At 70.4% G+C, this 24790-nt stretch carries 19 protein-coding genes and 3 rRNA genes; 7 read left to right on the plus strand and 15 right to left on the minus strand.

Translation table 11 applies throughout. From position 1 onward, the window contains the following. Window positions 1-8 precede the first annotated feature (8 nt). Window positions 9-905, minus strand: coding sequence for a ParA family protein (locus ELX43_RS12720; protein WP_127783753.1), 897 nt, complete (start codon window positions 903-905; stop codon window positions 9-11). Between the two features lie 165 nt (window positions 906-1070). Continuing rightward, the gene (gene xerD, locus ELX43_RS12725) at window positions 1071-2024 is read right to left on the minus strand and encodes a site-specific tyrosine recombinase XerD (protein ID WP_127783754.1); all 954 of its coding nucleotides are present in this window, start codon (window positions 2022-2024) and stop codon (window positions 1071-1073) included. Window positions 2025-2114: 90 nt separating this feature from the next. Here xerD and ELX43_RS12730 point away from each other — a divergent pair, with 90 nt between their 5' ends. The 7 genes from ELX43_RS12730 to ELX43_RS12760 all read left to right on the plus strand — a co-directional run bounded on the left by ELX43_RS12730 (window position 2115) and on the right by ELX43_RS12760 (window position 8726). Continuing rightward, complete coding sequence (locus tag ELX43_RS12730) at window positions 2115-2807, plus strand: NINE protein (RefSeq protein WP_127783755.1); 693 nt, start codon at window positions 2115-2117, stop codon at window positions 2805-2807. 45 nt (window positions 2808-2852) lie between these two features. Beyond that, complete coding sequence (locus ELX43_RS12735) at window positions 2853-3500, plus strand: DUF1707 domain-containing protein (RefSeq protein ID WP_206518017.1); 648 nt, start codon at window positions 2853-2855, stop codon at window positions 3498-3500. Window positions 3501-3541: 41 nt separating this feature from the next. After that, window positions 3542-4810: a histidine kinase gene (locus ELX43_RS12740; protein ID WP_127783756.1), complete on the plus strand. Its 1269-nt coding sequence runs from the start codon at window positions 3542-3544 to the stop codon at window positions 4808-4810. Next, window positions 4807-5472 carry a response regulator transcription factor gene (locus tag ELX43_RS12745; protein WP_127783757.1) on the plus strand — a complete coding sequence of 222 codons (666 nt, stop codon included), beginning with the start codon at window positions 4807-4809 and terminating at the stop codon, window positions 5470-5472. The genes ELX43_RS12740 and ELX43_RS12745 overlap by 4 nt, the downstream gene beginning before the upstream one ends. Window positions 5473-5584: 112 nt before the next feature. Further along, window positions 5585-6355: an ABC transporter ATP-binding protein gene (locus tag ELX43_RS12750; RefSeq protein WP_127783758.1), complete on the plus strand. Its 771-nt coding sequence runs from the start codon at window positions 5585-5587 to the stop codon at window positions 6353-6355. 5 nt (window positions 6356-6360) lie between these two features. Further along, entirely contained in the window at window positions 6361-8235 is a 1875-nt protein-coding gene (locus ELX43_RS12755; protein ID WP_241249918.1) for an ABC transporter permease, read from the plus strand. Continuing rightward, window positions 8232-8726 (plus strand): nucleoside deaminase, encoded by a 495-nt coding sequence (locus tag ELX43_RS12760; RefSeq protein ID WP_127783760.1) that lies wholly within the window; start codon window positions 8232-8234, stop codon window positions 8724-8726. The genes ELX43_RS12755 and ELX43_RS12760 overlap by 4 nt, the downstream gene beginning before the upstream one ends. Before the next feature lie 40 nt (window positions 8727-8766). Here the strand turns inward: ELX43_RS12760 and ELX43_RS12765 are convergent, their stop codons facing one another. The 13 genes from ELX43_RS12765 to ELX43_RS12825 form a co-directional block, all read right to left on the minus strand. Then, window positions 8767-9405: an NUDIX hydrolase gene (locus tag ELX43_RS12765; protein WP_241248943.1), complete on the minus strand. Its 639-nt coding sequence runs from the start codon at window positions 9403-9405 to the stop codon at window positions 8767-8769. A 1-nt stretch (window position 9406) separates the two neighbouring features. Continuing rightward, window positions 9407-11122, minus strand: a complete 1716-nt coding sequence (locus ELX43_RS12770; protein WP_127783761.1) for a CTP synthase — start codon at window positions 11120-11122, stop codon at window positions 9407-9409. A gap of 162 nt (window positions 11123-11284) precedes the next feature. Further along, on the minus strand, window positions 11285-12229 hold the full coding sequence (locus ELX43_RS12775) for a copper transporter (protein ID WP_164860658.1): 945 nt from the start codon (window positions 12227-12229) through the stop codon (window positions 11285-11287). Then, window positions 12226-13410, minus strand: a complete 1185-nt coding sequence (gene steA, locus ELX43_RS12780; protein WP_127783762.1) for a putative cytokinetic ring protein SteA — start codon at window positions 13408-13410, stop codon at window positions 12226-12228. Before steA ends, ELX43_RS12775 begins: the two co-directional genes overlap by 4 nt. A 78-nt stretch (window positions 13411-13488) precedes the next feature. Beyond that, window positions 13489-15240: a DNA repair protein RecN gene (gene recN, locus ELX43_RS12785; protein WP_127783763.1), complete on the minus strand. Its 1752-nt coding sequence runs from the start codon at window positions 15238-15240 to the stop codon at window positions 13489-13491. Between the two features lie 30 nt (window positions 15241-15270). After that, window positions 15271-16188: an NAD kinase gene (locus tag ELX43_RS12790; protein ID WP_127784885.1), complete on the minus strand. Its 918-nt coding sequence runs from the start codon at window positions 16186-16188 to the stop codon at window positions 15271-15273. Window positions 16189-16241: 53 nt separating this feature from the next. Next, window positions 16242-17072 (minus strand): TlyA family RNA methyltransferase, encoded by an 831-nt coding sequence (locus ELX43_RS12795; protein WP_127783764.1) that lies wholly within the window; start codon window positions 17070-17072, stop codon window positions 16242-16244. Window position 17073: 1 nt separating this feature from the next. Beyond that, window positions 17074-17280, minus strand: coding sequence for a hypothetical protein (locus ELX43_RS12800; RefSeq protein WP_127783765.1), 207 nt, complete (start codon window positions 17278-17280; stop codon window positions 17074-17076). 38 nt (window positions 17281-17318) lie between these two features. Continuing rightward, on the minus strand, window positions 17319-18314 hold the full coding sequence (locus ELX43_RS12805; RefSeq protein WP_127783766.1) for an HAD-IIA family hydrolase: 996 nt from the start codon (window positions 18312-18314) through the stop codon (window positions 17319-17321). Continuing rightward, complete coding sequence (locus ELX43_RS12810) at window positions 18311-19201, minus strand: tetratricopeptide repeat protein (protein ID WP_241248944.1); 891 nt, start codon at window positions 19199-19201, stop codon at window positions 18311-18313. The genes ELX43_RS12805 and ELX43_RS12810 overlap by 4 nt, the downstream gene beginning before the upstream one ends. A 107-nt stretch (window positions 19202-19308) precedes the next feature. Further along, a 5S ribosomal RNA gene (gene rrf, locus ELX43_RS12815) occupies window positions 19309-19425 on the minus strand. Between the two features lie 93 nt (window positions 19426-19518). Then, window positions 19519-22662: ribosomal RNA gene (locus ELX43_RS12820) — 23S ribosomal RNA — on the minus strand. A 314-nt stretch (window positions 22663-22976) separates the two neighbouring features. Beyond that, window positions 22977-24495, minus strand: a 16S ribosomal RNA gene (locus ELX43_RS12825). The 16S, 23S and 5S rRNA genes sit together here, the layout of an rRNA operon. Between the last annotated feature and the right edge of the window lie 295 nt (window positions 24496-24790).

A 24790-nucleotide genomic window follows, 5' to 3' on the forward strand; every position in this document is an offset into this window, starting at 1 on the left:
TCACGGTCTCACCGAGCGATGACCTCGCGGGCCAGCTGGCGGTAGGCCGCCGCGCCGGGCGAGCTGGAGGCCCAGGTGAGGATGGACTCCCCCGCCACCGAGGTCTCCGGGAACTTGACCGTCCGGTTGATCACCGTGTCGTAGACGGTGTCACCGAACACCTCCACCACGCGGGACATGATCTCCCGGGCGTGCAGGGTGCGGGCGTCGAACATGGTCACCAAGATCCCGGACAGCACCAGCCGCGGGTTGAGCCGGTCGCGGACCTTCTCCATGGTGTCGTTGAGCAGCGCCAGCCCGCGCAGGCTGAAGTACGCGCACTCCATCGGGATGACCACGCCGTCGGCGCAGGCCAGCGCGTTCACGGTGAGCAGGCCCAGCGAGGGCTGGCAGTCGATGAGGATGTAGTCGTAGCGGTCGACCACCTGGCGCATCACGCGGCCCAGGGTCTGCTCGCGGCCCACCTCGTTGACCAGCTGGATCTCCGCGGCGGAGAGGTCGATGTTGCTGGGCAGCAGGTCGACGCCCTCGATCTTGGTCTGCACCAGCACGTCGTCCACGGCGGCGCGCGGCTCCACCAGCAGGTTGTGCACGGTGAGGTCGAGGTCGTGGTGGGCCAGGCCGAGGCCCGCCGACAGCGCGCCCTGCGGATCGAGGTCCACCAGCAGCACCTTGCGGCCACACTCCGCCAGCGCAGCACCCAGGTTGATGGTGGACGTGGTCTTGCCGACGCCACCCTTCTGGTTGCACATGGCCAGCACGGTGGCCGGGCCGTGGCTGCTCAGCGGCGGCGGCTCGGGGATCTCGCGGCGCGGGCGGCCGGTGGGACCGAGCGGGACGTCGGCGCCCGTCGCGTCGGACGCCTGAGGAGCTGCCCCCGGGGGGTTGGCCTGCGGTGTCGACACGGTGGGGTGCCTGCCCTTCGCTGTTGCAGTGCGGCGTTGTTGCCGGCACGAGCCTAGGAGTCGATGGTGTGCGCAAGCAACGCGCCCCGCCCACGGGACGCCGCATTCGTGCCGGTACACCGCGCTCTGGAGCCCTGGCGGAGGTTGCGGGCTGCCCTGCCGGGCCTAGCGGGCGCGGGGGTGCGCGCCGGCCCACACCTCGCGCAGCCCGTCCACCGTCACCATCGTGTAGACCTGCGTGGTGGTCACCGAGGCGTGACCCAGCAGCTCCTGCACCACCCGGACGTCGGCGCCGCCGTCGAGCAGGTGGGTGGCGAAGGAGTGCCGCAGGGTGTGCGGGGAGACGTCGGTGGTGATGCCGGCGCGCTCGGCGGCGGTCTGCAGCACCTGCCACGCGCTCTGCCGGGACAGCCGGCCGCCGCGGGCGTTGAGGAACAGCGCGGGCCCGGCCCGGGAGATCAGCGCCGGGCGCCCCCGCACCAGGTAGGACTGCAGCGCGTCCAGGGCAGGGCGGCCCACCGGCACCAGCCGCTGCTTGCCGCCCTTGCCCGCCAGCACCACGGTGCGCGACTCGGTGTCCACGTCGTCCACGTCCAGGCCCACCGCCTCGGAGATGCGGGCGCCGGTGGAGTACAGCAGCTCCAGCAGCGCCCGGTCGCGCAGCTGGCGGGGTCCGGCCGCCTCCCCCGAGCCACTCGCGGCGTCCAGCAGGGCCAGCACCTGGTCCACCGCCAGCGCCTTGGGCAGCCGCTTGGGCCCGCTGGGCGGGCGCACCTCCCGGGCCACGTCCACGGTGGTGATGCCCTCGCTGGCGGCGAAGCGGTGCAGCCCCCGGGCGGCCACCAGCGCCCGGGCGGCGGAGGAGGCGGCCAGCGGCGGCACCCCGTGCTCGGCGTCGCCGGTGCGCAGCGCGCGGACGAAGGCGGTGACGTCCTGCTCCTGCACCGCGGCGAGGTCGGTGACGTCGCGGTTGGCCAGGTGCTGGCAGTACCGGCGCAGGTCGCGGCGGTAGGACTCCAAGGTGTTGCGGGCGCTGCCGCGCTCCACCGCCAGGTGGTCCAGGTAGGTCTGCACCTGGACGGTGAGGGGAGCGGACGGTTCGGGCACGGCGCTCAGCATCCTCTCCACCTGGCTCACCTGGGGCGACCCACCCTGCGCGCGTCGGAACTGCAACCCCCTCAGTGGCTTTGACCACGATATTGTGCGCACATGACCCAGCCAGGCAACGACGGTTCGTCCCCAGTCACCAACAACCAGCGAGACGAGACGCGCGCCCTGCTGGGCCAGCACTACGCCCAGGGGCGGATGACCGCCGACCAGTACTCCGACCGGATGGGCACCGCCGCCACCGCGGCCACGGTGGACGAGCTGCGGGAGCTGTTCAACGACCTGCCGCACCCCTACCCGATCTCCCTGGGCGGCCAGCACTCCCCCGGCCAGCCGGGACCTGGTCAGCCGGGGCCTGCACAGCCCGGCCCCTACAACAAGCCCGGGCCGGCGCAACCGGGTCCTTACGGCCAGCCCGGTCCGGCCCAGCCGGGCCCTTACGGCCAGCCCGGTCCGGCCCAGCCGGGTCCCTACGGTCAGCCCGGTCCCTACGGCCAGCCCGGTCCCTACGGCCAGCCGGCACCGGCCGGCTACCCGCGACCCGCGGCGGGCGCCCCCTACGGCGTCGATCCGCTCAGCGGAGTCCCGTTCTCCGACAAGGAGAAGCTCACCGCCGGCCTGCTCCAGCTGTTCCTGGGCGGCTTCGGCGTGGGCCGCTTCTACACCGGCCACACCGGCATCGCGGTGGCCCAGCTGCTCACCTGCGGCGGCTGCGGCGTCTGGAGCCTGGTCGACGGCATCCTGATGCTCACCGGCAAGGTCACCGACCCGCAGGGACGCCCGCTGCGCGGCTGAGCCGTTTGACCGGCCTGGGCTTGTCGGCGCGCCTAGAGTGCAGGCATGAGTGCTTCGCCGGACCCCGGGCTCATGCGCACGGACGACGCCGAGCGCCACGACGCCCAGCAGGTGCTCGGCCAGCACTTCGTCGCCGGCCGGCTGGACTACGCGGAGTACCAGGACCGGCTCAACGCCGCCACCGCGGCGCGCACCCGCAAGGACCTGTGGGAGCTGTTCTCCGACCTGCCCGAGCCACACCCGCGGGTGCTCGGTGCGCTCGGCGGGCCGGACCACCTGGGCCACGGCGAGCTCGCGCCGCCCTACTGGGGCGCCCCTGCCGCCGCGCCGGCACCCCCCGCGCCACCGCGCTTCCCCGGCTTCGCGGCGCCCCCGGCGGGAAGCGGCGCCTACGGGTACCCCGTGCCGGGCCACGGCGGGCAGCCCAGCGCCCCCTACGGCGTGGACCCGCGCACCGGCCGCCCCCGCTCCGACAAGGTGCGGGTGACGGCGGGAACGCTGCAGATCGTGCTGGGCTGCCTGGGCATCGGCCGCTTCTACACCGGCCACTACGGCGTGGGCACGGCCCAGCTGCTCATCACGGTGCTGTCGCAGGGCACCCTGGCGCCGCTGGTCATCTTGTGGGGCGTCATCGACGGCATCCTCATGCTCACCGGGTTCGTCTCCGACCGCCGCGGCCGTCCGCTGCGCTAGGCAGGGCCAGGTCGGCTGGTCCTCGCGGTAGCGTGCCGCTCGTGAGTCGCCGAGGCAGTGCCACCCTCGACCGGCGGGTCGCGCTGGGCACCGGGGCGCTCGCGCTCACCGCGCTGGTCGCTGCTGCCGTCGCCACCACCGTCGCCCCCGAGGCCGGCGTGGTGCTGCCCGTTCCGTCGACGACCGTGTGGTTGCTGGGTGCGGTCACGCTGGCGCTGCAGGCCACCGCACTGCTGTGGCGTCAGGTGGCACCGCGAGCCGTCCTGCTCGTCGTCGCCCTCGGGATGTTGCTGTGCGGGCTCTGCGGCCTCGGTGACGCGGTCGGGCTGGCCCAGCTGGCCACCCTGGTCGCGGCCTACACCCTCGGGCTCGCCCAGCCGCTGTCCCGGTCCTGGCCCACCTTCGTCGCGGCGGCGCTGCTCGCCGGTGCCGGCACGCTGGCCAGCAGCCTGGGCAGCGGCGAGCCGGTGGCGCCGTCGGTGGGCCTGGGGCTGCTGCAGGGCCTCAGCACCGTGGCCCTCCCCCTGGGGGTCGCGGTGGTGGTGGCGGCGCGCCGCGAGGCTCGCCTGGCCCGGGAGAGCCGGGCGGCCGCCCTCGAGCGGGAGCACGGCGCGCTGGTGCAGGCCGCTGTCGCCCGCGAGCGCACGGCGATGGCCCGCGAGCTGCACGACATCGCCGCCCACCACCTCTCCGGCATCGCCGTCATGACCGCGGCGATCGGCACCCAGATCGACTCCGACCCCGCTGGCGCCAAGGCCGCGGTGGCGCAGGTGCGGGCGCAGAGCACCGCCGTGCTGCGGGACCTGCGCAGCCTGGTCGGCCTGCTCCGCGAGGACGACGCCCCCGCAGCCGACCCCGGCCGAGTGCGGCCCGAGTCGCTGGCGGGCATCGCCGCGCTCGTCGACGACGTCACCACCGCGGGCCGGGACGTGGGACTGACGGTGCTGGCCGGGACGCGGCCGCTGGGTGAGGGCGTCGGCCCGCTCGCCCAGCTGGGGGCCTACCGGATGGCGCAGGAGGCCCTCGCCAACGCCGCGCGGCACGCCCCCGGTGCACGCACCGAGGTCACCATCGACAACCGCGACCCCGACTCCGTGCTGGTGACGGCGCACAACGGCCCGGCAGGCCCGGCCCCGGCCCCGGCCGACGGGCGGCGTGCCGGGTTCGGCATCGTCGGGATGCGGGAGCGCGCCGAGCTCACCGGGGCGAGCCTCGACGTCGGCGCCACCGCCGACGGCGGGTGGCGGGTGAGCCTCCGGATGCCCCGGGAGCCGCACCGGGCGGATGCGCTCGCCGCGGAGGACGCATGATCCGGGTGGTGATCGCCGACGACCAGGCGCTGGTGCGCGCCGGGTTGCGGACCTTGCTGGACGCCGAGGCCGACCTCGAGGTCGTCGCCGTCGCCGCGGACGGCCACGAGGCGGTGGACGCCGCCCGCGCGCTGCGCCCGGACGTGGTCTGCATGGACATCCGGATGCCCGGCCAGGACGGCATCAGCGCCACCCGAGAGCTGTGCGGGCCCGGGGTGGCCCACCCGGTGCCGGTGCTGGTGCTCACCACCTTCGACGTGGACGAGTACCTCTTCGGGGCGCTGGAGGCCGGGGCATCGGGCTTTCTGCTCAAGGACGCCGAGCCGGAGGTGCTCGTCGCCGCGGTGCGGTCGGTCGCGCGCGGCAACGGCACCCTCGACGACAGCCTCACCAAGCGGGTGCTGCGCGAGGTGGTCACCCGCCGCGAGATCGTCCCCGTCACCGCCGGACGTGCCTCGGAGCTGCTCACCGCCCGCGAGCTGGACATCCTGTTGCTGCTCGCCCAGGGGTTGTCCAACGACGAGATCGCCGCCACCCTGGTGCTGGAGACCTCCACGGTGAAGTCCCACCTGGCCCGGATGATGCCCAAGCTCGGCGTCCGCTCCCGCCTGCAGGCCGCGGTGTGGGCCTACCAGAACAAGGTCGTGGCCGTCCCCGAGTGAGCGCTTGCATCGAAGGATGCAACGTCGCGATCTCCCTCCCACGGCGCTCGAGGCGCCGCGCAGGAATTCCTAGGTTCGACAGGTGCCCATCCTGCGACCGAGGAGACCTGCGATGACCGCCTCCACCACCGCCCGGCAACCACTGCCGGACCGCACCACCGCCGCCGCGCTGCGGCTCGTCGACGTCCACAAGCAGTACACCGGTGCCTCGGGGGCGGTGCACGCCCTGCGCGGTGTCTCGCTCACCCTGGACGCTGGCTCCTTCACCGCCGTGATGGGCCCCTCGGGGTCGGGCAAGTCCACCCTGCTTCACTGCGCCGCCGGGCTCGACGTCCCGACCAGCGGCCGGGTCACCGTCGGTGAGCGCGACATCAGCACGCTGGCACCCGATGCGCTCACCCGGTTCCGCCGCGACCACGTCGGCTTCGTCTTCCAGGCCTACAACCTCGTGCCGCACCTCAGCGTGGCCGACAACATCCAGCTGCCGGTGATGCTGGCCGGGCGCGAGCCAGACCGCGGCTGGCAGGCGGAGCTGCTGGACGCCGTCGGCCTGGCCGGGATGGCCGACCGCCGCCCGGGTGAGCTCTCCGGCGGACAGGCCCAACGGGTCGCCATCGCCCGGGCTCTGTTCTCCCGGCCGACGGTCGTCTTCGCCGACGAGCCCACCGGCGCGCTGGACGCCCGCACCGGTACCGCGGTGCTCACGCTGCTCCGCGACACCGCCCGCCAGCTCGGGCAGACCGTGGTGGTGGTGACCCACGACGCCGCAGTGGCCGCCACCGCCGAGCAGGTGCTGTTCCTCTCCGACGGGCGCCTGGTCGACCAGCTGTCGAACCCGACGGCCAAGACGGTCGCCGAGCGCATGCTCGGGCTGGAGCGGTGAGCGCGATGTGGCGCCTCGCCCGCTCCGGTGCCGCCGCGCACCTGCCGAGCCTGGTCGGACCGTTCGTGGTGCTGGCCCTGGCCGGGGTCCTGCTGTCAGGAACCGGCGTGCTGATCGAGTCCGGTCTCCGCTCCGGCGGCGACGCCGGCTTCCTCATCGCCCTGGCCAGCTCGTTCACCGGGACCGCGACCATGCTGGTGGTCTTCGTGGTCGCCGCCACCGTCTCCCTCGCCCTGCGCCAGCGCCAGCGGGACTTCGCGCTGCTGCGCGCGGTGGGGGCGACGCGGGGGCAGATCCGCAGCCTGGTCAGCCGGGAGACCGGTCTGGTCACGCTGGTGGCAGCACCGGTGGGCGCGCTGGTCGGCCTGGTCGCGGTGCGTTCGCTGACCCCGCTGCTGGCCTCGTCCCAGATGGTCACCCCGGACTTCCAGCTGGCGCTCTCCCCCCTGCCGGTGCTCGGGGCCCTCGTGTTCCTGCTGCCGGTGGCCTGGCTCGCCGCGCGGCTGGCCACCCGCGGCACCCTGCGTGCCGCACCCACGGCGGCCATCGGCGACAGCGTCGTCGAGCCGGTCGGCATCGGCCGCGTCCGTCGGACCAGCGCGATCGTCGTGGCGGCGGTGGGCCTGGCCGCAGCGCTGAGCCCGGTGGCCGTGCCCGGAGCCCTGGGCAGCGCCACGGCCGCGGTCTCGGCGTTCCTGCTCATCGGCGCAGCGGCGCTGGCGGGCCCGGCGCTGGTGGCCTGGGTGCTGCACCGCATCGGTCGCCGCGGCGGACCGGCCACGCAGCTGGCGCTGGCCAACACCCGCGGCTTCTCCCGGCGGCTGACCACGGTGGTGGTGCCGCTGGCGCTGGCCCTGGGGGTCGGCACCGTGCAGGCCACCATCGACGACACCATGGTGGTCGCGGGCGCCCAGCAGCTCGCCGACGGGCTGCACGCGGACCTGGTGGTCACCGGCACGGACCTGGAGCGACACCAGCTCACCGCCGTGCCGGGCGTGGACGTGGCCACCCCGCTGGCCTCCGTGCCCGCCCAGGTGCGCACCGACGACGAGAGCGGGTGGCTCGGCGCCCTGGGCTGGGAGCCCGTGCCGGTGCGGGCCCTGCCTGCCGGCGGCGTCGCGGCGACGCTCGACCCCGGGGTGGTGGACGGCGACCTGGCCGGCCTGGACCGCACCGACACCGTCGCCATCAGCCGCGACGCCCGCATGGACACCGGCAAGGGCCTCGGCGACACCATCGCCATCCGGTGGGCCGGTGGTGAGCTCACGGTGGCCACCGTGGTCGCGGTGTACGACCGTGGCCTGGGCTTCGGCGACTACCTCACCGGCCAGGGCACCCCCGCCTCGCACGGCGTGGACGTCCGGCCGGACACGGTGCTGCTGCGCACCAGCGACGCCGGCGTCGGGCCCGCCGTCGCCGGCCTCGGGCTGACCGTGCAGGGCGAGCAGGAGCACGTGGACGCCGTGGTGGCCGCCGGTGGCGGCCAGCGAGAGCTGTCCACGATGCTGCTGCTCCTGCTGCTGGCCTTCGTGGGCGTGGCCGCCGCCAACGCCCTGGTGCTCACCACCGCTGGGCGGCGGGCCGAGCTGGTGCTGCTGTGGCGCACCGGCGCCACCCGCCGACAGCTGGTCGCGATGGCCGGGGTGGAGGCGCTGGTCACCGGGGTGGTGGCGTGGCTGATCGGCACGGCAACCGTGCTCCCCGCGGTCCTGGGTGTCAGCGTCGGACTGCTGGGCCCGGCGGTGCCGCCGGTGGACCTGGCCACCTACGGCGCGCTGAGCGCAGCGGTGCTGCTCATCCCGCTGCTGACCGTCGTCCCGGTGGTCGCCCGCGCCGTGGGCCAGCGCCCGCAGGTGCCATCGCTAGGGTCAGCCACATGACCCAGCTCTACGACCCGTCCCCGGTCGAGCTCGTGCACCTGCAGCGCTGCGTCGAGCTGGCCACCGAGGCGCTCGCCGACGGCGACGAGCCGTTCGGGTCGGTGCTCGTCGACGGCGCGGGCCGCGTGCGCTTCGAGGAGCGCAACCGGGTGGGCGGCGGCGACGCCACCCGGCACCCGGAGATCGAGATCGCGCGGTGGGCAGCCGCGCACCTGAGCCCGCAGGAGCGCGCCGGCTGCACCGTCTACACGTCCGGCGAGCACTGCCCGATGTGTGCGGCCGCGCACGGGTGGGTGGGGCTGGGCCGAATCGTCTTCGCCGCCAGCTCCGCCCAGCTGTCGGACTGGCTCACCGAGTGGGCGGAGCCGGCCGCCCCGGTCGCCCCGCTGCCGATCACCACGGTGGTTCCGGGGCTGCCGGTGGCGGGCCCGGTCGCCTCGCTCGCCGAGCAGGTCCGGGCCCTGCACGCCCGCCAGCGGGGTCGTCGCTGACGGGCGGGCAGCACCCAGGGACCAGCTGTGCACCCAGGGACTAGCTGTGCGCGGCCTCGCCCCGGCGGAGCAGCGCGAACGACTGGTCGGTCCACTCCGCGTCCGGCGTGCGCAGCGGCGTGCCGGTGGCCCGGGCCGCCGACAGCGCCAGCAACCCGCTGACCGCTGCGCAGTTCACGATGTCGCCGGAGAGCACCCGGCGCACGGCATCGACCAGCGGCACCCGCTGCACCACCAGGTCGGCCTCCTCGTGCTCCGGGTCCGGGCGGTCCACCTCGCTGAGCCCCTCGGCCAGGTACACCCGCATGGACTCGTCGCAGAAGCCCGGCGACGGGTCGATGTCCACCAGCACCGACCAGCGCTGCGCGGCCAGGCCCACCTCCTCGGCCAGCTCGCGCTGGGCCGCGGGCAGCGGCTCCTCGTCGGCCACGTCGAGCAGGCCGGCGGGCAGCTCCCACAGCCGCCGGCCCAGCGGGTGCCGGTACTGATGGATGAGCACCACCTGGTCGGCCTCGTCGAGCGCCACCACGGCCACGCTGGCGTGGTGCTCCACCACCTCGCGGGTGGAGGTGTCCCCGCCCGGCATGCGCACCTGGTCGGCACGCAGCGCCAGGATGGCGCCGCGGTACACCACCTGGCTGTCGGCCACGCTGAAGTCGTGGGCTCCCGGCTCGCTCACCTCAGGACGCCGAGGTGGCCGACTCGCGGTGCGTCAGCTCGACCGGCAGCCGCTCGGCCGCCTCGTAGTCGATGGCCGCGCGGATGAACGCCGCGAACAGCGGGTGCGGCCGGGTGGGCCGGCTCTTCAGCTCCGGGTGCGCCTGGGTGGCCACGAAGAACGGGTGCACCTCGGCGGGCAGCTCGACGAACTCCACCAGGGTGCCCTCCGGCGAGGTGCCGCTGAAGCGCAGCCCGGCCTTGGCCAGCTGCTTGCGGTAGGCGTTGTTCACCTCGTAGCGGTGGCGGTGCCGCTCGGAGACCTCGGTGCTGCCGTACGCCGCGGCCACCACCGAGCCCTTGTCCAGCTTGGCCGGGTAGGCGCCCAGGCGCATGCTGCCGCCCATGTCCGCCTCGCCGGCCACGATCTCGGTCTGGTCGGCCATGGTGGAGATCACCGGGTGCGTGGTGTCCGGGTCGAACTCGCTGGAGTTGGCGTCGTCCAGGCCGGCCAGGTTGCGCGCAGCCTCGATCACCACGCACTGCAGGCCCAGGCACAGCCCCAGCAGCGGGATGCCCCGGGTGCGGGCGTAGCGGATGGCGCCGAGCTTGCCCTCGATGCCCCGCACTCCGAAGCCGCCGGGCACCAGCACCCCGTCTACCTGTGACAGCGCGGCGGAGGCACCGGCCTCGGTCTGGCAGTCGTCGGAGGGCACCCAGACGATCTTCACCTTCGCGCGGTGGGCGAAGCCGCCGGCGCGCAGCGCCTCGGTGACCGACAGGTAGGCGTCGGGCAGGTCGATGTACTTGCCCACCACCGCGATGCGGACGTGCTCCTCGGGCTCGTGCACCCGCTTGAGCAGGTCCGACCACACCGTCCAGTCCACGTCGCGGAAGGGCAGGCCCAGCCGGCGCACCACGTAGGCGTCCAGGCCCTCGGTGTGCAGCACCTTGGGGATGTCGTAGATGGAGGGCGCGTCGGGGCAGGAGACCACGCCGTCCTGGTCCACGTCGCACATCAGCGAGATCTTGCGCTTGAGGCCGTCCGGGATCTCCCGATCGGCGCGCAGCACCAGGGCGTCGGGCTGGATGCCGATGTTGCGCAGCGACGCCACCGAGTGCTGGGTGGGCTTGGTCTTGAGCTCGCCAGAGGGCGCCAGGTACGGGATCAGCGACACGTGCAGGAAGAACACGTTGTCCCGGCCCACCTCGTGGCGGACCTGGCGGGCGGCCTCCAGGAAGGGCAGCGACTCGATGTCGCCGACGGTGCCGCCGATCTCGGTGATCACCACGTCCGGGGTGTGACCCTGCAGGTCCGGGCCGCTCATCGCCGTGATCCGGGACTTGATCTCGTCGGTGATGTGCGGGATGACCTGGACGGTGTCGCCCAGGTACTCCCCGCGACGCTCCTTGGCGATGACGCTGGAGTACACCTGGCCGGTGGTGACGTTGGCCCAGCTGGGCAGGTCCCGGTCCAGGAAGCGCTCGTAGTGGCCGACGTCGAGGTCGGTCTCGGCGCCGTCCTCGGTGACGAAGACCTCACCGTGCTGGAACGGGTTCATGGTGCCGGGGTCGACGTTCAGGTAGGGGTCCAGCTTCTGCATCGTCACGCGCAGGCCGCGCGACGTGAGGAGCTGCCCCAGGCTGGAGGCGGTCAGACCCTTGCCCAGTGAGGAAGCAACACCGCCGGTGACGAAGATGTGCTTTGCGTGATGGGCGTTCTGACGTGACTGAGGCAAAGAGGCTCCCGTGAGATGAGGTGCGGTGTCACTCGGTGCCGGCAAGAAACGGCCGTGACTCACGGAACCCCACGCTAACACGCGCGGGCCCCCACGTGCCGCCGCCGCCCCCTCGAGATGATCACTCGAGGGGGCGGCGGCGGTGGTTCTGGGCGGGGCGGCTCAGCCCTGGGTGGGCACCGTCATGCCCTGGGCGTTGCCCGCGGTGCCGTAGCGGCCCGCGCGGCCGTCCAGCTGCTCCTGCAGCCCCAGCACGGCGGTGATCTGTCCGGCGGCGGTGTCCACGTTGTCCACGGTGGTGAGCGCGGCGGTCACGTCGACGTCGGCGCGGGCCACCCCCAGGGGGCCGTTGCCCTCGGCCGAGCCGGTGCGCCCGGCCAGCACCACGCCGGCGCTGCTGCGGTCCAGCGCGGCGGCGAAGCGGGCGATGGTGGAGGCGCGGTCCCCGGCGCCGTCGCCGGTGATCGCTCCCCCGGTGAGCACCAGGCCGAGCTGTCCGGCGGTGGGGGTGGGTCCGCCGTTGCCGACGAACCCGGCGGCCTGCAGGGCCTGCACGGCCACGGCCAGCTCGGCGGGGGTGGTGCGCGGCTTGGCGGTGGTGGCGTCCAGCAGCAGCACCGAGCCCAGCAGCGAGCCGGCCAGGCTGCCGGAGTCCACCGAGCCGGTGGGCAGCTGCACCCCGGCCGGGATGACGTTGGTGATGGTGGAGCGCACCTGGTCGGCGTTGGCCGGGTTCACGAACGCCGGGGTGAGGGCCACCTGGCCGGCCACCGAGCCGCCGGCGTCGGCGATGAGGCGCACCAGCGCGTCCCGGTCGGCGGAGCTGGCGTCGGGCGCGGTGAAGATGACCACGCTGCGCTGGGTGAGCACCGAGCGCAGCGCCAGCGGCGCCACCGCGGTGTCGAAGCCGTTGGCGGCGTTGAGCTGCTCGCGCAGGGCGTTGCGCTCGGTCTCCAGGGCCCGGACGTTCTGCTGCAGCCCGCTCTTGTCGTCGCGCAGCCCGGAGAGCAGCCCGTTGGACACCGAGGTGGAGCCCAGCACCAGGCCCAGCGCCAGGGCCAGGAACACGGCGGCGATCGAGATGATGTGGTGACGCAGGGTGATCATTCGCGCAGCCCCTTGACCCAGTCGTAGAAGCGGTCCCAGAGGTCCACCGCGTTGTCGAGGTACACCTGGCCGGCGTCGGACACCAGCAGCGCCACCACGATGGCGGCGAGCGCGGCGAGCACCAGCAGCAGCACCGTGCCGGCCGAGACCCGGCTGCGGTACAGCGTGGCCACCGCCTTGCCGTCGACCAGCTTGGAGCCGACCTTCAGGCGGGTGAGGAAGGTGGAGGGGTTGGAGTCGCGGCGGCCGCTGTCCAGGAACTCGTGCAGGGTGGCCGGCGAGCCGACGCTGACGATCAGCGAGGCGTTGTTGTGCTCGGCCAGCAGCAGCGCGAGGTCCTCGCTGGAGCCCGAGGCCGGGAAGGTCATGGCGCCGATGCCCAGGTCCTGGATGCGCTCCAGGCCGGGGGCGTGGCCGTCGGAGTGCGCGGGCAGCACCACCTGGGCGCCGCACTTGAGGGTCTCGGTGCCGATGCCGTCGGGGTCGCCCACGATGAGGTCGGGGGTGTAGCCGGCGGCCACCAGCGCGTCGGCCCCGCCGTCCACGCCCACCAGGATGGGGCCGTACTCCTTGATGAACGGCTTGAGCCGCTTGAGGTCCTCGGCGTGGTCGTAGCCGTTGCTGACCACCACCACGTGCCGGTCACGCATCTCCACCTGGATCTCGGGCACACCGACGCCGTCCAGCAGCAGCGAGCTCTCCCGGCGGATGAACTCGATGGTGTTGCCGGAGAACGCCTCCAGCTGGTCGACCAGGCCGGTCTTGGCCTCGACCATCAGGTCGGCCACCGACTCCTGGCTCTGCTCGGAGCCCTGCGCCAGCTCCTTCTCGCCGGCGTAGAGCGAGCCCTCGTTCAGGCGCAGCTTGGCGCCGTCCTTGACCCGCCGGAACACCTCGCCGCCCACGCTGTCCACCAGCGGGATGCCCGCCCCCACCAGCACCTCGGGCCCGAGGTTGGGGTAGCGGCCAGAGATGGAGGGCGCGGCGTTGACCACCCCGGCGACCTCGGCGTTGACCAGCGCGTCAGCGGTGGCCCGGTCCAGGTCCATCTCGTCGAGGACGGCGATGTCACCCGGTCCGATCCGACGCAGCAGCCGCGGGGTGTTTCGGTCGATCCTGGCCACTCCTTCGACGCCCGGTAGGACCTCCTGGGAGCGACTGAGCAGGCCGGTGATCTTCATGACCTTGATGATGACTGGCCACTATGGCCTGCCGGTGGAGGCGCGCCGCAGCGGCAGGCCCCGCCCGACCGGCGGTTCTCAGGCGTCGCGGGCCGCGGCCGCGGTGGCCAGCAGCTCCTCCGCGTGTGCCTTGCCGGTCTCGGTGTCCTCAAGCCCGGCAAGCATTCTCGCCAGCTCGGCCACCCGCTCCGGCTGGTCGAGGGTGCGCACTCCGCTGACGGTGACGGTGCCGCCCCTGGTCAGCTTGTCCACCACCAGGTGCCGGTCGGCGAAGGCGGCCACCTGCGGCAGGTGGGTCACCACGATCACCTGGTGGGTGCGGGCCAGGCGGGCCAGCCGCTTGCCCACCTCCACCGCGGCGCGGCCACCGACGCCGGCGTCCACCTCGTCGAAGACCAGGGTGGCGGTGGTGTCGGCCTTGGCCAGCACCACCTCCAGGGCCAGCATCACCCGGGAGAGCTCGCCGCCGGAGGCGCTGCGCCCGATGGGCAGCGCGGGGGCGCCCTGGTGGGCGGCCAGCCGCAGCTCCACCTCGTCCACGCCCGAGTCCCCGGCGTGCACCCGGGCCCCGTCCACCACCAGCGCGGCCGGGTCGTTGTCGGCGGCGGGGCGCACCCCGACGTGCACGTGCAGCTCGGCCTGACCCATGGCCAGCCCGGTGAGCTCGGTGGAGACCGCCTTGGCCAGCTTGGTGGCGGCCTTGCGGCGGGCGGCGCTGAGCTTGGCCGCCGCAGCGGTCACCTCCGCGGCCAGCTCGTCGCGGCGCCGCGCCAGCTCGGTGAGGGTGTCCTCGGAGACGTCCACCTCCGACAGCCGCCGGGTGGCCTGCTCGGCCCACTCCAGCACCCCGTCCACGTCGGCGGCGTACTTGCGGGTGAGCGCCTTGAGCTGGGCCTGGCGGGTGAGCACCGTGTCCAGCTCGCCGGGGTCGGCGGGCAGCTCGGCCAGGTAGGCGCTGAGCTCGCCGCCGATGTCGGTGAGCACGGCCTGCACCGCGTCCAGCCGCTGCGCCTGGGCCTGCAGCACCTCGTCCTCGCACGCGGCCATCCGGGCGCGGGCCTGCCCGATCAGCCCCAGGGCACCGCCGGACTCGCCGTCGTCGCTGCCCATCAGTGCCGCCTGCGCGTCGGCCGAGCCCTCCCGGAGCACGTCCAGGTCGCCCAGGCGGCGCACCGCGCGGCTGAGCTCGACGTCCTCGCCGGGGCTGGGCGCGACGTCGGCGATCTCGGCCAGGCCCATCCGCAGCTGGTCGGCCTCGCGGGCGAGCTCGCGGGAGCGGCTGGTGCGCTCGGCCAGCTCGCTGCTCACCTGCAGCCACTCGGTGCGCAGCGCCCGGTAGGTCTTGAGCAGCGGTGCCACCGTGCTCTCCGCCGATCGGTCCAGGGCGGCGCGCTGCTGGTCGCTGCGCTGCAGCCGCAGCTGGTCGTTCTGCCCGTGCACCGCCAGCAGCGGCTCGGTGAAGGAGCTGAGCACCCCGGCGGGCACGCTGCGCCCGCCGAGGTGGGCGCGGGAGCGGCCGTCGGCACTGACCGTGCGCACCGCGATCACGCTGCCGTCGTCGTCGGAGTCGGCCCCGGCGCCCTCGGCGACCTCGGCGGCAGCGGCTCCGGCGGCCTCGGTGAGCAGGAAGCGGCCCTCCACCACCGCCTTGGGCGTGTCGGTGCGCACCCGGGAGGGATCGGCGCGGGCACCGCTGAGCAGGTGCAACCCGGTGACCACCATCGTCTTGCCGGCCCCGGTCTCACCGGTGAGCACCGTCAACCCCGGGTGCAGCTCCACGCTGGCCTCGGCGATGACGCCAAGGCCCTGGATACGCATCTCCGCCAGCACGCGCCCACCCTAGCCCGCGGCACCGACAGCTCAGCCCTGGTGACGTCCGCGCCAGCTCTGCACCGGCAGGCTGAACTTGTGCACCAGGCGGTCGGTGAACGAGGCGTCGTCGAAGCGGACCAGCCGCAGCGGGCGCTCGCCGCGCACCACCTCCACCCGCGCACCGGCGGGCAGCGGCAGGATGCGGCGGCTGTCGAAGCACAGCACCGCGGGCGGACCGCCGGCGTCCACCTCCAGGGCCACCACCGAGGTGGGGCTGACCACCAGCGGCCGGGCGAACAGGGCGTGGGCGTTGCTGGGCACCACCAGCAGCGCCTCCACGTCCGGCCACATCACCGGGCCGCCGGCGGAGAAGGCGTAGGCGGTGGAGCCGGTGGGGGTGGAGAAGAGCACGCCGTCGCAGCCGAAGCCGGACACCGGACGGTCGTCCACCTCCAGGACCACGTCCAGGATGCCGCCGCGGGTGGTCTTCTCCACGCTGGCCTCGTTCAGCGCCCAGCTGCGGCTGACCACGACGCCCTCCACGATGACGGCGGCGTCGAGGGTCATCCGCTCCTCCACGCGGTAGCTGCGGGAGACCACCGCGTCCAGCGCGGTCTCCAGGTCGTCGGGGTCGGCCTCGGCGAGGAAGCCGACGCGGCCGAGGTTGATGCCCAGCACGGGCACGCCCACCGACCGGGCCAGCTCCGCGGCGCGCAGGATGGTGCCGTCACCGCCGAGCACCAGCACCAGCTCCACCCCGGCGGCGGCGGTCTCCCCCGCGGCGACGGCGTGGGCGCCGAGCACGCTGGGCAGCGCCAGGTCCTCGGTCTCCTCCACCAGCACGCGGATGTGGATGCCGGCCTCGGTCAGCCGGGCTGCCACCCGTTCGGCGGGGCCGGTGGTCTCGGCGCGGCCGGTGTGCACCACCAGCAGCACCTCGCGCTCCGCGGCCGGCTCCGGCCGCAGCTGCGCGGCACCCTCCACCGTCCGCACCGCCGAGGTGCTCGCTGGGGAGGTGCTCACTGGGGGCCTGCCGCTACAGCCTGTCGCACCATGGTTTCCACCGCGTCAGTATCGACGGTGGTGGCAGCATCGGTGCAAGCGGCATGCAACCACAGGAAGAACTCCACGTTTCCCGACGGCCCGGGCAGGGGGCTGGCCACCACTCCCTTGGTCTGCAGCCCGAGGCCGGCGGCCGTGCGCGCCACGTCCAGCACCGCCTCGGTGCGCAGCTCAGGGTCGCGCACCACCCCACCGGCACCCACCCGGTCCTTGCCCACCTCGAACTGGGGCTTGACCATGGGCAGCAGGTCAGCGCCGGGGTGCACGCAGGCGACCAGCGCGGGCAGCACCAGCTTGAGCGAGATGAAGGACAGGTCAGCCACCACCAGGTCCACGCCGCCGCCGATCTGGTCGGGGGTGAGGCTGCGGACGTTGGTCCGGTCGTGCACGTGCACGCGGTCGTCGCTCTGCAGCCGCCACACCAGCTGGCCGTAACCGACGTCGACGGCGACCACCTCGCGGGCGCCGCGCTGCAGCAGCACGTCGGTGAACCCCCCGGTGGAGGCCCCGGCGTCCAGGCAGCGGCGACCCTCGATGGTCAAGCCGGCGGGGGTGAACGCCTCCAGCGCACCGAGCAGCTTGTGCGCACCACGGGAGGCCCACTGCTGCTCGTCGGCCACCTCGGTGACCAGCAGCGGGGTGCCCGCCTCCACGGCGGTGGCGGGCTTGGTGGCCACGGTGCCGGAGATGCGGACCCGGCCGGCGTTGATCAGCTCCACCGCGTGCTCGCGGGAGCGGGCCAGACCGCGCCGTACCAGTTCGGCGTCCACTCGGGCGCGCCGGGCCACGTCAGGCCTTGTCGATCGTGGCGAGGGCGGCGGCGAGGCGCTGGTGCAAAGCCTCCAGCTCGTGCAGCTGCGCCGCCGCGGGCGAGGAATCCTCGGGTGCGTGCGGCCCGTCCGGGCGAGGCTGGGAGGCGAGCACCGCATCCACGTCCGCCGTGATGGCTGCGGGGTCTACCCGGCTCGGACCGGGGCGTGGAGCCGTGCTGTTCACCGCGTCCACGCTATCGGATGGCTCTGACCGCCGACGGGCTAGGCGGTGGTGACGCCCCACGCTCGCAGCGCTGCCTCGGCGCCGGCTCCCTCGGCAGTGACGGTGACGACCGCGCCACCCTGCCAGGCCACCGGGCACGCCGCGCGGAGCCCGTCCCAGGGGTCAGCATCGGGGTCGTCGCAGGCCACGACGAGGGAGTCGCCCTCGAGGCGGGCAGCCCAGCCGTCGACCGGGCCGACGGCCGCGTCGGTGGCCGGACGGTCCAGCGCGGACAGGTCACCGGCGAGGTAGTCCGGGCGTTCCGTGGCGTCGGCGCGCAGCACGTCCAGCGCGGTGCTCACCCCGGTCATCACCAGCAGGGTGGGCAGCTCGGCGGCGCGCCCGCCGGCGATGTCGGTGTCCAGCCGGTCGCCGATCACCAGGGGGTGCTGGGCACGGGCACGTGCCACCGCGTCGCGCATGATCGGCGGGGCAGGCTTGCCCGCCACCTGGGGCTCGGTGTCGGTGGCCGAGCGCAGCACCGCGACCATCGAGCCGTTGCCGGGCAGCAGGCCGCGGTCGGAGGGCAGCGTGGGGTCGAGGTTGGCAGCCACCCACACCGCGCCGCCCCGGATGGCCAGCGCCGCCTCGGCCAGGATCGGCCAGGCGGTCTCCGGGGAGTGCCCTTGCACCACGGCTGCGGGGCCGGCGGCCAGCTCGCGCACGGGTACCAACCCCCGCTCGCGGATCTCCGCGGCCAGTGCCTCGGTGCCCACCACCAGCACGGCGGCACCGGCGGGCAGCTGCTCGGCGAGCAGACCGGCCGAGGCCTGCGCGCTGGTCACCACGTCGGCGTCCTCGGCGGGCAGGCCCAGCTCGCGCAGGTGCTCAGCCACGTCGCCCGGGGCCCGGCTGGCGTTGTTGGTGACGTAGAGGACTCGCTGCTCGCTCTTGCTCAGCGCGTCCACCGCGCCGGGAATGGCGGTGGGACCGGCGTAGACCGTGCCGTCCAGGTCGACCAGCAGGGCGTCGAAACCCGACCGCAGGGTGCTCACTGGTCCTCGTCCCCCTCCAGGTCCCCGATCTTCTCGCCGGATCCGGCGCCCTCGCCGCCCGCGCCCAGCGCAGCAGCGCGGTCCTCGGCATCGGTCTCGCCGTCCTCGTCCGCGGTGGCCGCCTGCATGAACCAGCGGATGGCGTCGTCGGTGCGACCGGCAGCCAGCAACGCGTCGGCGTAGGCGTAGAACAACCGCGCTGCTGCCGAACCCGTGCGGGTGGGATCAAGCTCCGGGGTCTGCAGCATCACCACCGCGGCGTCGAGCTGACCCAGGTCACGACGGGCACCGGCGGCCACGATGCGCAGCTCCTCGGCGGCCTCCCCAGTCAGCTGACGGGCCTCGTCGGAGCGGGCCAGCTCCAGTGCACGCTCGGGCCGCCCCAGGGCACGCTCGCAGTCGGCGAGGACGGCAACCAGGCCGGGACCGCCAGCCATGCGTCGGGCAGCGCGCAGCTCGGCGATCGCCTCGGCCCACTCCCCCGCGTGGTACGCGGCGATGCCGGCGGCCTCCCGCACCACGGCCACGCGGCCGGCCCGGCCGCGCGCGGCACGGGCGTGCAGCAGGGCTCGCTCGGGATCCTCGTCCACGAGCGTGCCTGCCATCACCAGGTGCATGGCGACCTTTTCCGCGTTGGACTTGTCCAGGCTGAGCAGGTCGCGGCGCACGTCGGGGTCGAGCAGCTTCACGTCGACGTCCTCGGGCAGCGGAGGCTCGGGGGGACGGGGGGTGCGGCGCTCGTCGGAGCCCGATCCCGGGCGTGGACGGGCGCCCCGGTCGTGGCGGGCGCCGCCTGAACCGGTGGGCCGGCCGGACGTGGACCGGTCACGACCTCCCCGCGGGCCGTCGAACGAGCGGCGTCCCGAGCTGTCGGGCGTGTTTCCCACGAGGGATTCCTTCCTGACTGTGAAACATGCGCTGTGCAGATGAGGGTCGTGAACGCACGAAAGGGGACCCCGGTTATGGGGTCCCCTTTCGTGGTGGTGCAAATGATGTTCGGCGGCGTCCTACTCTCCCACACCCTGTCGGGTGCAGTACCATCGGCGCTGGAGGGCTTAGCTTCCGGGTTCGGGATGGGACCGGGCGTTTCCCCTCCGCTATGACCGCCGTAACTCTGTGAAACAGCCACCTCGACCAACCCCGCCAAGTTGGGGTTGGGTGGTGTGTTGTCTCAGATACCGCACAGTGGACGCGTAGCATTTTTGTGGTAAGTCCTCGGCCTATTAGTACCAGTCACCTGCACACCTTGCGGTGCTTCCAGTTCTGGCCTATCAACCCAGTGGTCTGCTGGGGGCCTTACCCCCTCAAGGGGGTGGGAAACCTCATCTTGGAACGAGCTTCCCGCTTAGATGCTTTCAGCGGTTATCCCTTCCGAACGTAGCTAACCAGCCGTGCCCCTGGCGGGACAACTGGCACACCAGAGGTTCGTCCGTCCCGGTCCTCTCGTACTAGGGACAGCTTTCCTCAAGTTTCCTGCGCGCGCGGCGGATAGGGACCGAACTGTCTCACGACGTTCTAAACCCAGCTCGCGTGCCGCTTTAATGGGCGAACAGCCCAACCCTTGGGACCTACTCCAGCCCCAGGATGCGACGAGCCGACATCGAGGTGCCAAACCATCCCGTCGATATGGACTCTTGGGGAAGATCAGCCTGTTATCCCCGGGGTACCTTTTATCCGTTGAGCGACACCGCTTCCACTTGCCGGTGCCGGATCACTAGTCCCGACTTTCGTCCCTGCTCGACCTGTCAGTCTCACAGTCAAGCTCCCTTGTGCACTTGCACTCAACACCTGATTGCCAACCAGGCTGAGGGAACCTTTGGGCGCCTCCGTTACATTTTGGGAGGCAACCGCCCCAGTTAAACTACCCACCAGGCACTGTCCCTGATCCGGATCACGGACCGAGGTTAGACATCCAATTCGATCAGAGTGGTATTTCAACGATGACTCCACAACCACTGGCGTGGCCGCTTCACAGTCTCCCACCTATCCTACACAAACCGAACCGAACACCAATACCAAGCTGTAGTGAAGGTCCCGGGGTCTTTCCGTCCTGCCGCGCGTAACGAGCATCTTTACTCGTAGTGCAATTTCGCCGAGTCTATGGTTGAGACAGCTGGGAAGTCGTTACGCCATTCGTGCAGGTCGGAACTTACCCGACAAGGAATTTCGCTACCTTAGGATGGTTATAGTTACCACCGCCGTTTACTGGGGCTTAAATTCTCAGCTTCACCACCGAAGTGGTTGACCGGTCCTCTTAACCTTCCAGCACCGGGCAGGCGTCAGTCCGTATACATCGTCTTACGACTTCGCACGGACCTGTGTTTTTAGTAAACAGTCGCTTCCCACTGGTCTCTGCGGCCACACCACGCTCCCACCGAGAAAGTGTTCACGTGTCATGGCCCCCCTTCTCCCGAAGTTACGGGGGCATTTTGCCGAGTTCCTTAACCATAGTTATCTCGATCGCCTTAGTATTCTCTACCTGACCACCTGTGTCGGTTTGGGGTACGGGCCGTGTGAGAGCTCGCTAGAGGCTTTTCTCGGCAGCATAGGATCACCACATTCACCTCAATCGGCTATGCATCAAGTCTCAGGATGTGTGTGCCCCGGATTTACCTAGGACACTCCCTACACTCTTACACCAGTACTACCACTCACTGGCGCGGCTACCTTCCTGCGTCACCCCATCGCTTGGCTACTACCAGATCGGGTCCCGCGCTCCACGATCCCCGCAACCCCCCTAAGGGAGCGCTAAAGACCGCTTCGGGCGGTTAGCATCACTGGATTCACCATGGGCGCGCTCACACGGGTACGGGAATATCAACCCGTTGTCCATCGACTACGCCTGTCGGCCTCGCCTTAGGTCCCGACTCACCCTGGGCGGATTAACCTGCCCCAGGAACCCTTGGTCATTCGGCGGGGGAGTTTCTCACTCCCCTTTCGCTACTCATGCCTGCATTCTCACTCGTGTGGCCTCCACCCCTGGATCACTCCGGAGCTTCCCTGGCCACACGACGCTCCCCTACCCATCCACACGACTGCACAACACCCCATGAGGTGAAGTGAATCTATTGTGCGAATGCCACGGCTTCGGCGGTGTGCTTGAGCCCCGCTACATTGTCGGCGCAGGATCACTTGACCAGTGAGCTATTACGCACTCTTTCAAGGGTGGCTGCTTCTAAGCCAACCTCCTGGTTGTCTTCGCGATCCCACATCCTTTCCCACTTAGCACACGCTTAGGGGCCTTAGCCGGTGATCTGGGCTGTTTCCCTCTCGACTACGAACCTTATCGCCCGCAGTCTCACTGCCGCGCTCTCACTCACCGGCATTCGGAGTTTGGTTGATTTCGATAAGCTTGTTGGCCCTCTAGACCATCCAGTAGCTCTACCTCCGGTGAGAAACACGCGACGCTGCACCTAAATGCATTTCGGGGAGAACCAGCTATCACGGAGTTTGATTGGCCTTTCACCCCTACCCACAGCTCATCCCCTCAGTTTTCAACCTAAGTGGGTTCGGGCCTCCACGACGTCTTACCGTCGCTTCACCCTGGCCATGGGTAGATCACTCCGCTTCGGGTCTAGAGCATGCGACTGTATCGCCCTATTCGGACTCGCTTTCGCTACGGCTTCCCCTCGACGGGTTAACCTCGCCACACACCACTAACTCGCAGGCTCATTCTTCAAAAGGCACGCTGTCACAGGCAACACACCAAAGTGTTCACCCGCTCCAACGGATTGTAAGCGCACGGTTTCAGGTACTATTTCACTCCCCTCCCGGGGTACTTTTCACCTTTCCCTCACGGTACTAGTCCGCTATCGGTCACCAGGGAGTATTCAGGCTTATCGGGTGGTCCCGACAGATTCACAGCGAATTTCACGGGCTCGCTGCTACTTGGGTATTCATCAAGGGAGGTGACAGGTTTTCACGTACGGGAGTCTCACCCTCTACGCCGCGCCGTTCCAGACGACTTCCGCTAACCACATCACTTTCTTACTCCCCGCCAACATGACAGTGTCGACAAGACAAACCCCACAACCCCACAAGTGCAACGCCTGTCAGCTATCACACACCCATGGTTTGGCCTCATCCGCTTTCGCTCGCCACTACTCACGGAATCACTGTTGTTTTCTCTTCCTGTGGGTACTGAGATGTTTCACTTCCCCACGTTCCCTCCACACGCCCTATATATTCAGGCGTGGGTGACCCCACATCACTGGGGCCGGGTTTCCCCATTCGGAAATCCTCGGATCACAGCTCGGTTGACAGCTCCCCGAGGCTTATCGCAGCCTCCTACGTCCTTCATCGGCTCCTGGTGCCAAGGCATCCACCGTGCGCCCTTAAAAACTTGGCCACAAAGATGCTCGCGTCCACTGTGCAGTTCTCAAACAACACACGACAACCACCACGTACCTGTGCCACCAACACCCCCGAAGGAGCTGATGTGAGCACCGTGATGACTTCGCGACCAAGAAAACCCGCTCACGCGTGTTCTCTCAGGACCCAACAGTGCACCGATTTGACCCCGCACCCACCACTGAGGGTGTGTGCGGCATCCGAAGTGTCAGCGTTCCACCCTTGAGCAAACCCCGCGCCACACGCATGGTGACGACCGGGGCCACGACCACCCACACCCGAAGGCGACAGGTGGTGCTGTGAGCTCCTTAGAAAGGAGGTGATCCAGCCGCACCTTCCGGTACGGCTACCTTGTTACGACTTCGTCCCAATCGCCGATCCCACCTTCGACAGCTCCCTCCCACAAGGGGTTGGGCCACTGGCTTCGGGTGTTACCGACTTTCGTGACGTGACGGGCGGTGTGTACAAGGCCCGGGAACGTATTCACCGCAGCGTTGCTGATCTGCGATTACTAGCGACTCCGACTTCACGGGGTCGAGTTGCAGACCCCGATCCGAACTGAGACCGGCTTTAAGGGATTCGCTCCACCTCGCGGCTTAGCAGCCCTCTGTACCGGCCATTGTAGCATGTGTGAAGCCCTGGACATAAGGGGCATGATGACTTGACGTCGTCCCCACCTTCCTCCGAGTTGACCCCGGCAGTCTCTTACGAGTCCCCACCATTACGTGCTGGCAACATAAGACAAGGGTTGCGCTCGTTGCGGGACTTAACCCAACATCTCACGACACGAGCTGACGACAGCCATGCACCACCTGTACACCGACCTTGCGGGGCACCTATCTCTAGGTGTTTCCAGTGTATGTCAAACCCAGGTAAGGTTCTTCGCGTTGCATCGAATTAATCCACATGCTCCGCCGCTTGTGCGGGCCCCCGTCAATTCCTTTGAGTTTTAGCCTTGCGGCCGTACTCCCCAGGCGGGGCGCTTAATGCGTTAGCTACGGCACGGATCCCGTGGAAGGAAACCCACACCTAGCGCCCACCGTTTACGGCATGGACTACCAGGGTATCTAATCCTGTTTGCTACCCATGCTTTCGCTCCTCAGCGTCAGTATTTGCCCAGAGACCCGCCTTCGCCACCGGTGTTCCTCCTGATATCTGCGCATTTCACCGCTACACCAGGAATTCCAGTCTCCCCTGCAATACTCAAGTCTGCCCGTATCGCCTGCAAGCTCATGGTTGAGCCATGAGTTTTCACAGACGACGCGACAAACCGCCTACGAGCTCTTTACGCCCAGTAATTCCGGACAACGCTTGCACCCTACGTATTACCGCGGCTGCTGGCACGTAGTTGGCCGGTGCTTCTTCTCCTGCTACCGTCACTTTCGCTTCGTCACAGGTGAAAGAGGTTTACAACCCGAAGGCCGTCATCCCTCACGCGGCGTCGCTGCATCAGGCTTCCGCCCATTGTGCAATATTCCCCACTGCTGCCTCCCGTAGGAGTCTGGGCCGTGTCTCAGTCCCAGTGTGGCCGGTCGCCCTCTCAGGCCGGCTACCCGTCGTCGCCTTGGTAGGCCATTACCCCACCAACAAGCTGATAGGCCGCGGGTCCATCCTTCACCACTAAACGCTTTCCACCCCCCACCATGCAGCAGGAGGTCATATCCGGTATTAGACCTCGTTTCCAAGGCTTATCCCAGAGTGAAGGGCAGGTCACCCACGTGTTACTCACCCGTTCGCCGCTCGTGTACCCCGAAGGGCCTTACCGCTCGACTTGCATGTGTTAAGCACGCCGCCAGCGTTCGTCCTGAGCCAGGATCAAACTCTCCGTAAGTTTCCATACAGAAACAATGATCCAGCAAATTCAAAACTCACTGACACCCCAACAAACACAACCCGAAGGTCACGAATGAAGGAGCCAAAACAAAATAAATTGGCACTGACATTCATCGGCACACTGTTGAGTTCTCAAAGAACACACGCTCACCTGCTCCGCCAAGCTGTTCGCTTGACCTCGCCGGGGCAACCACTCTAGGTTACCAGGACCACCCCGGGGGGTGCAACTCGGTCCCGATCGAGATGATCAGATCCGGTTGAGGCAACCGTTCTAGCCTACCCGAACCGCCTGG

Origin of the sequence: Rhodococcus sp. X156 (assembly GCF_004006015.1) — a bacterium.
Taxonomy (GTDB): Bacteria; Actinomycetota; Actinomycetes; order Mycobacteriales; family Mycobacteriaceae; genus X156.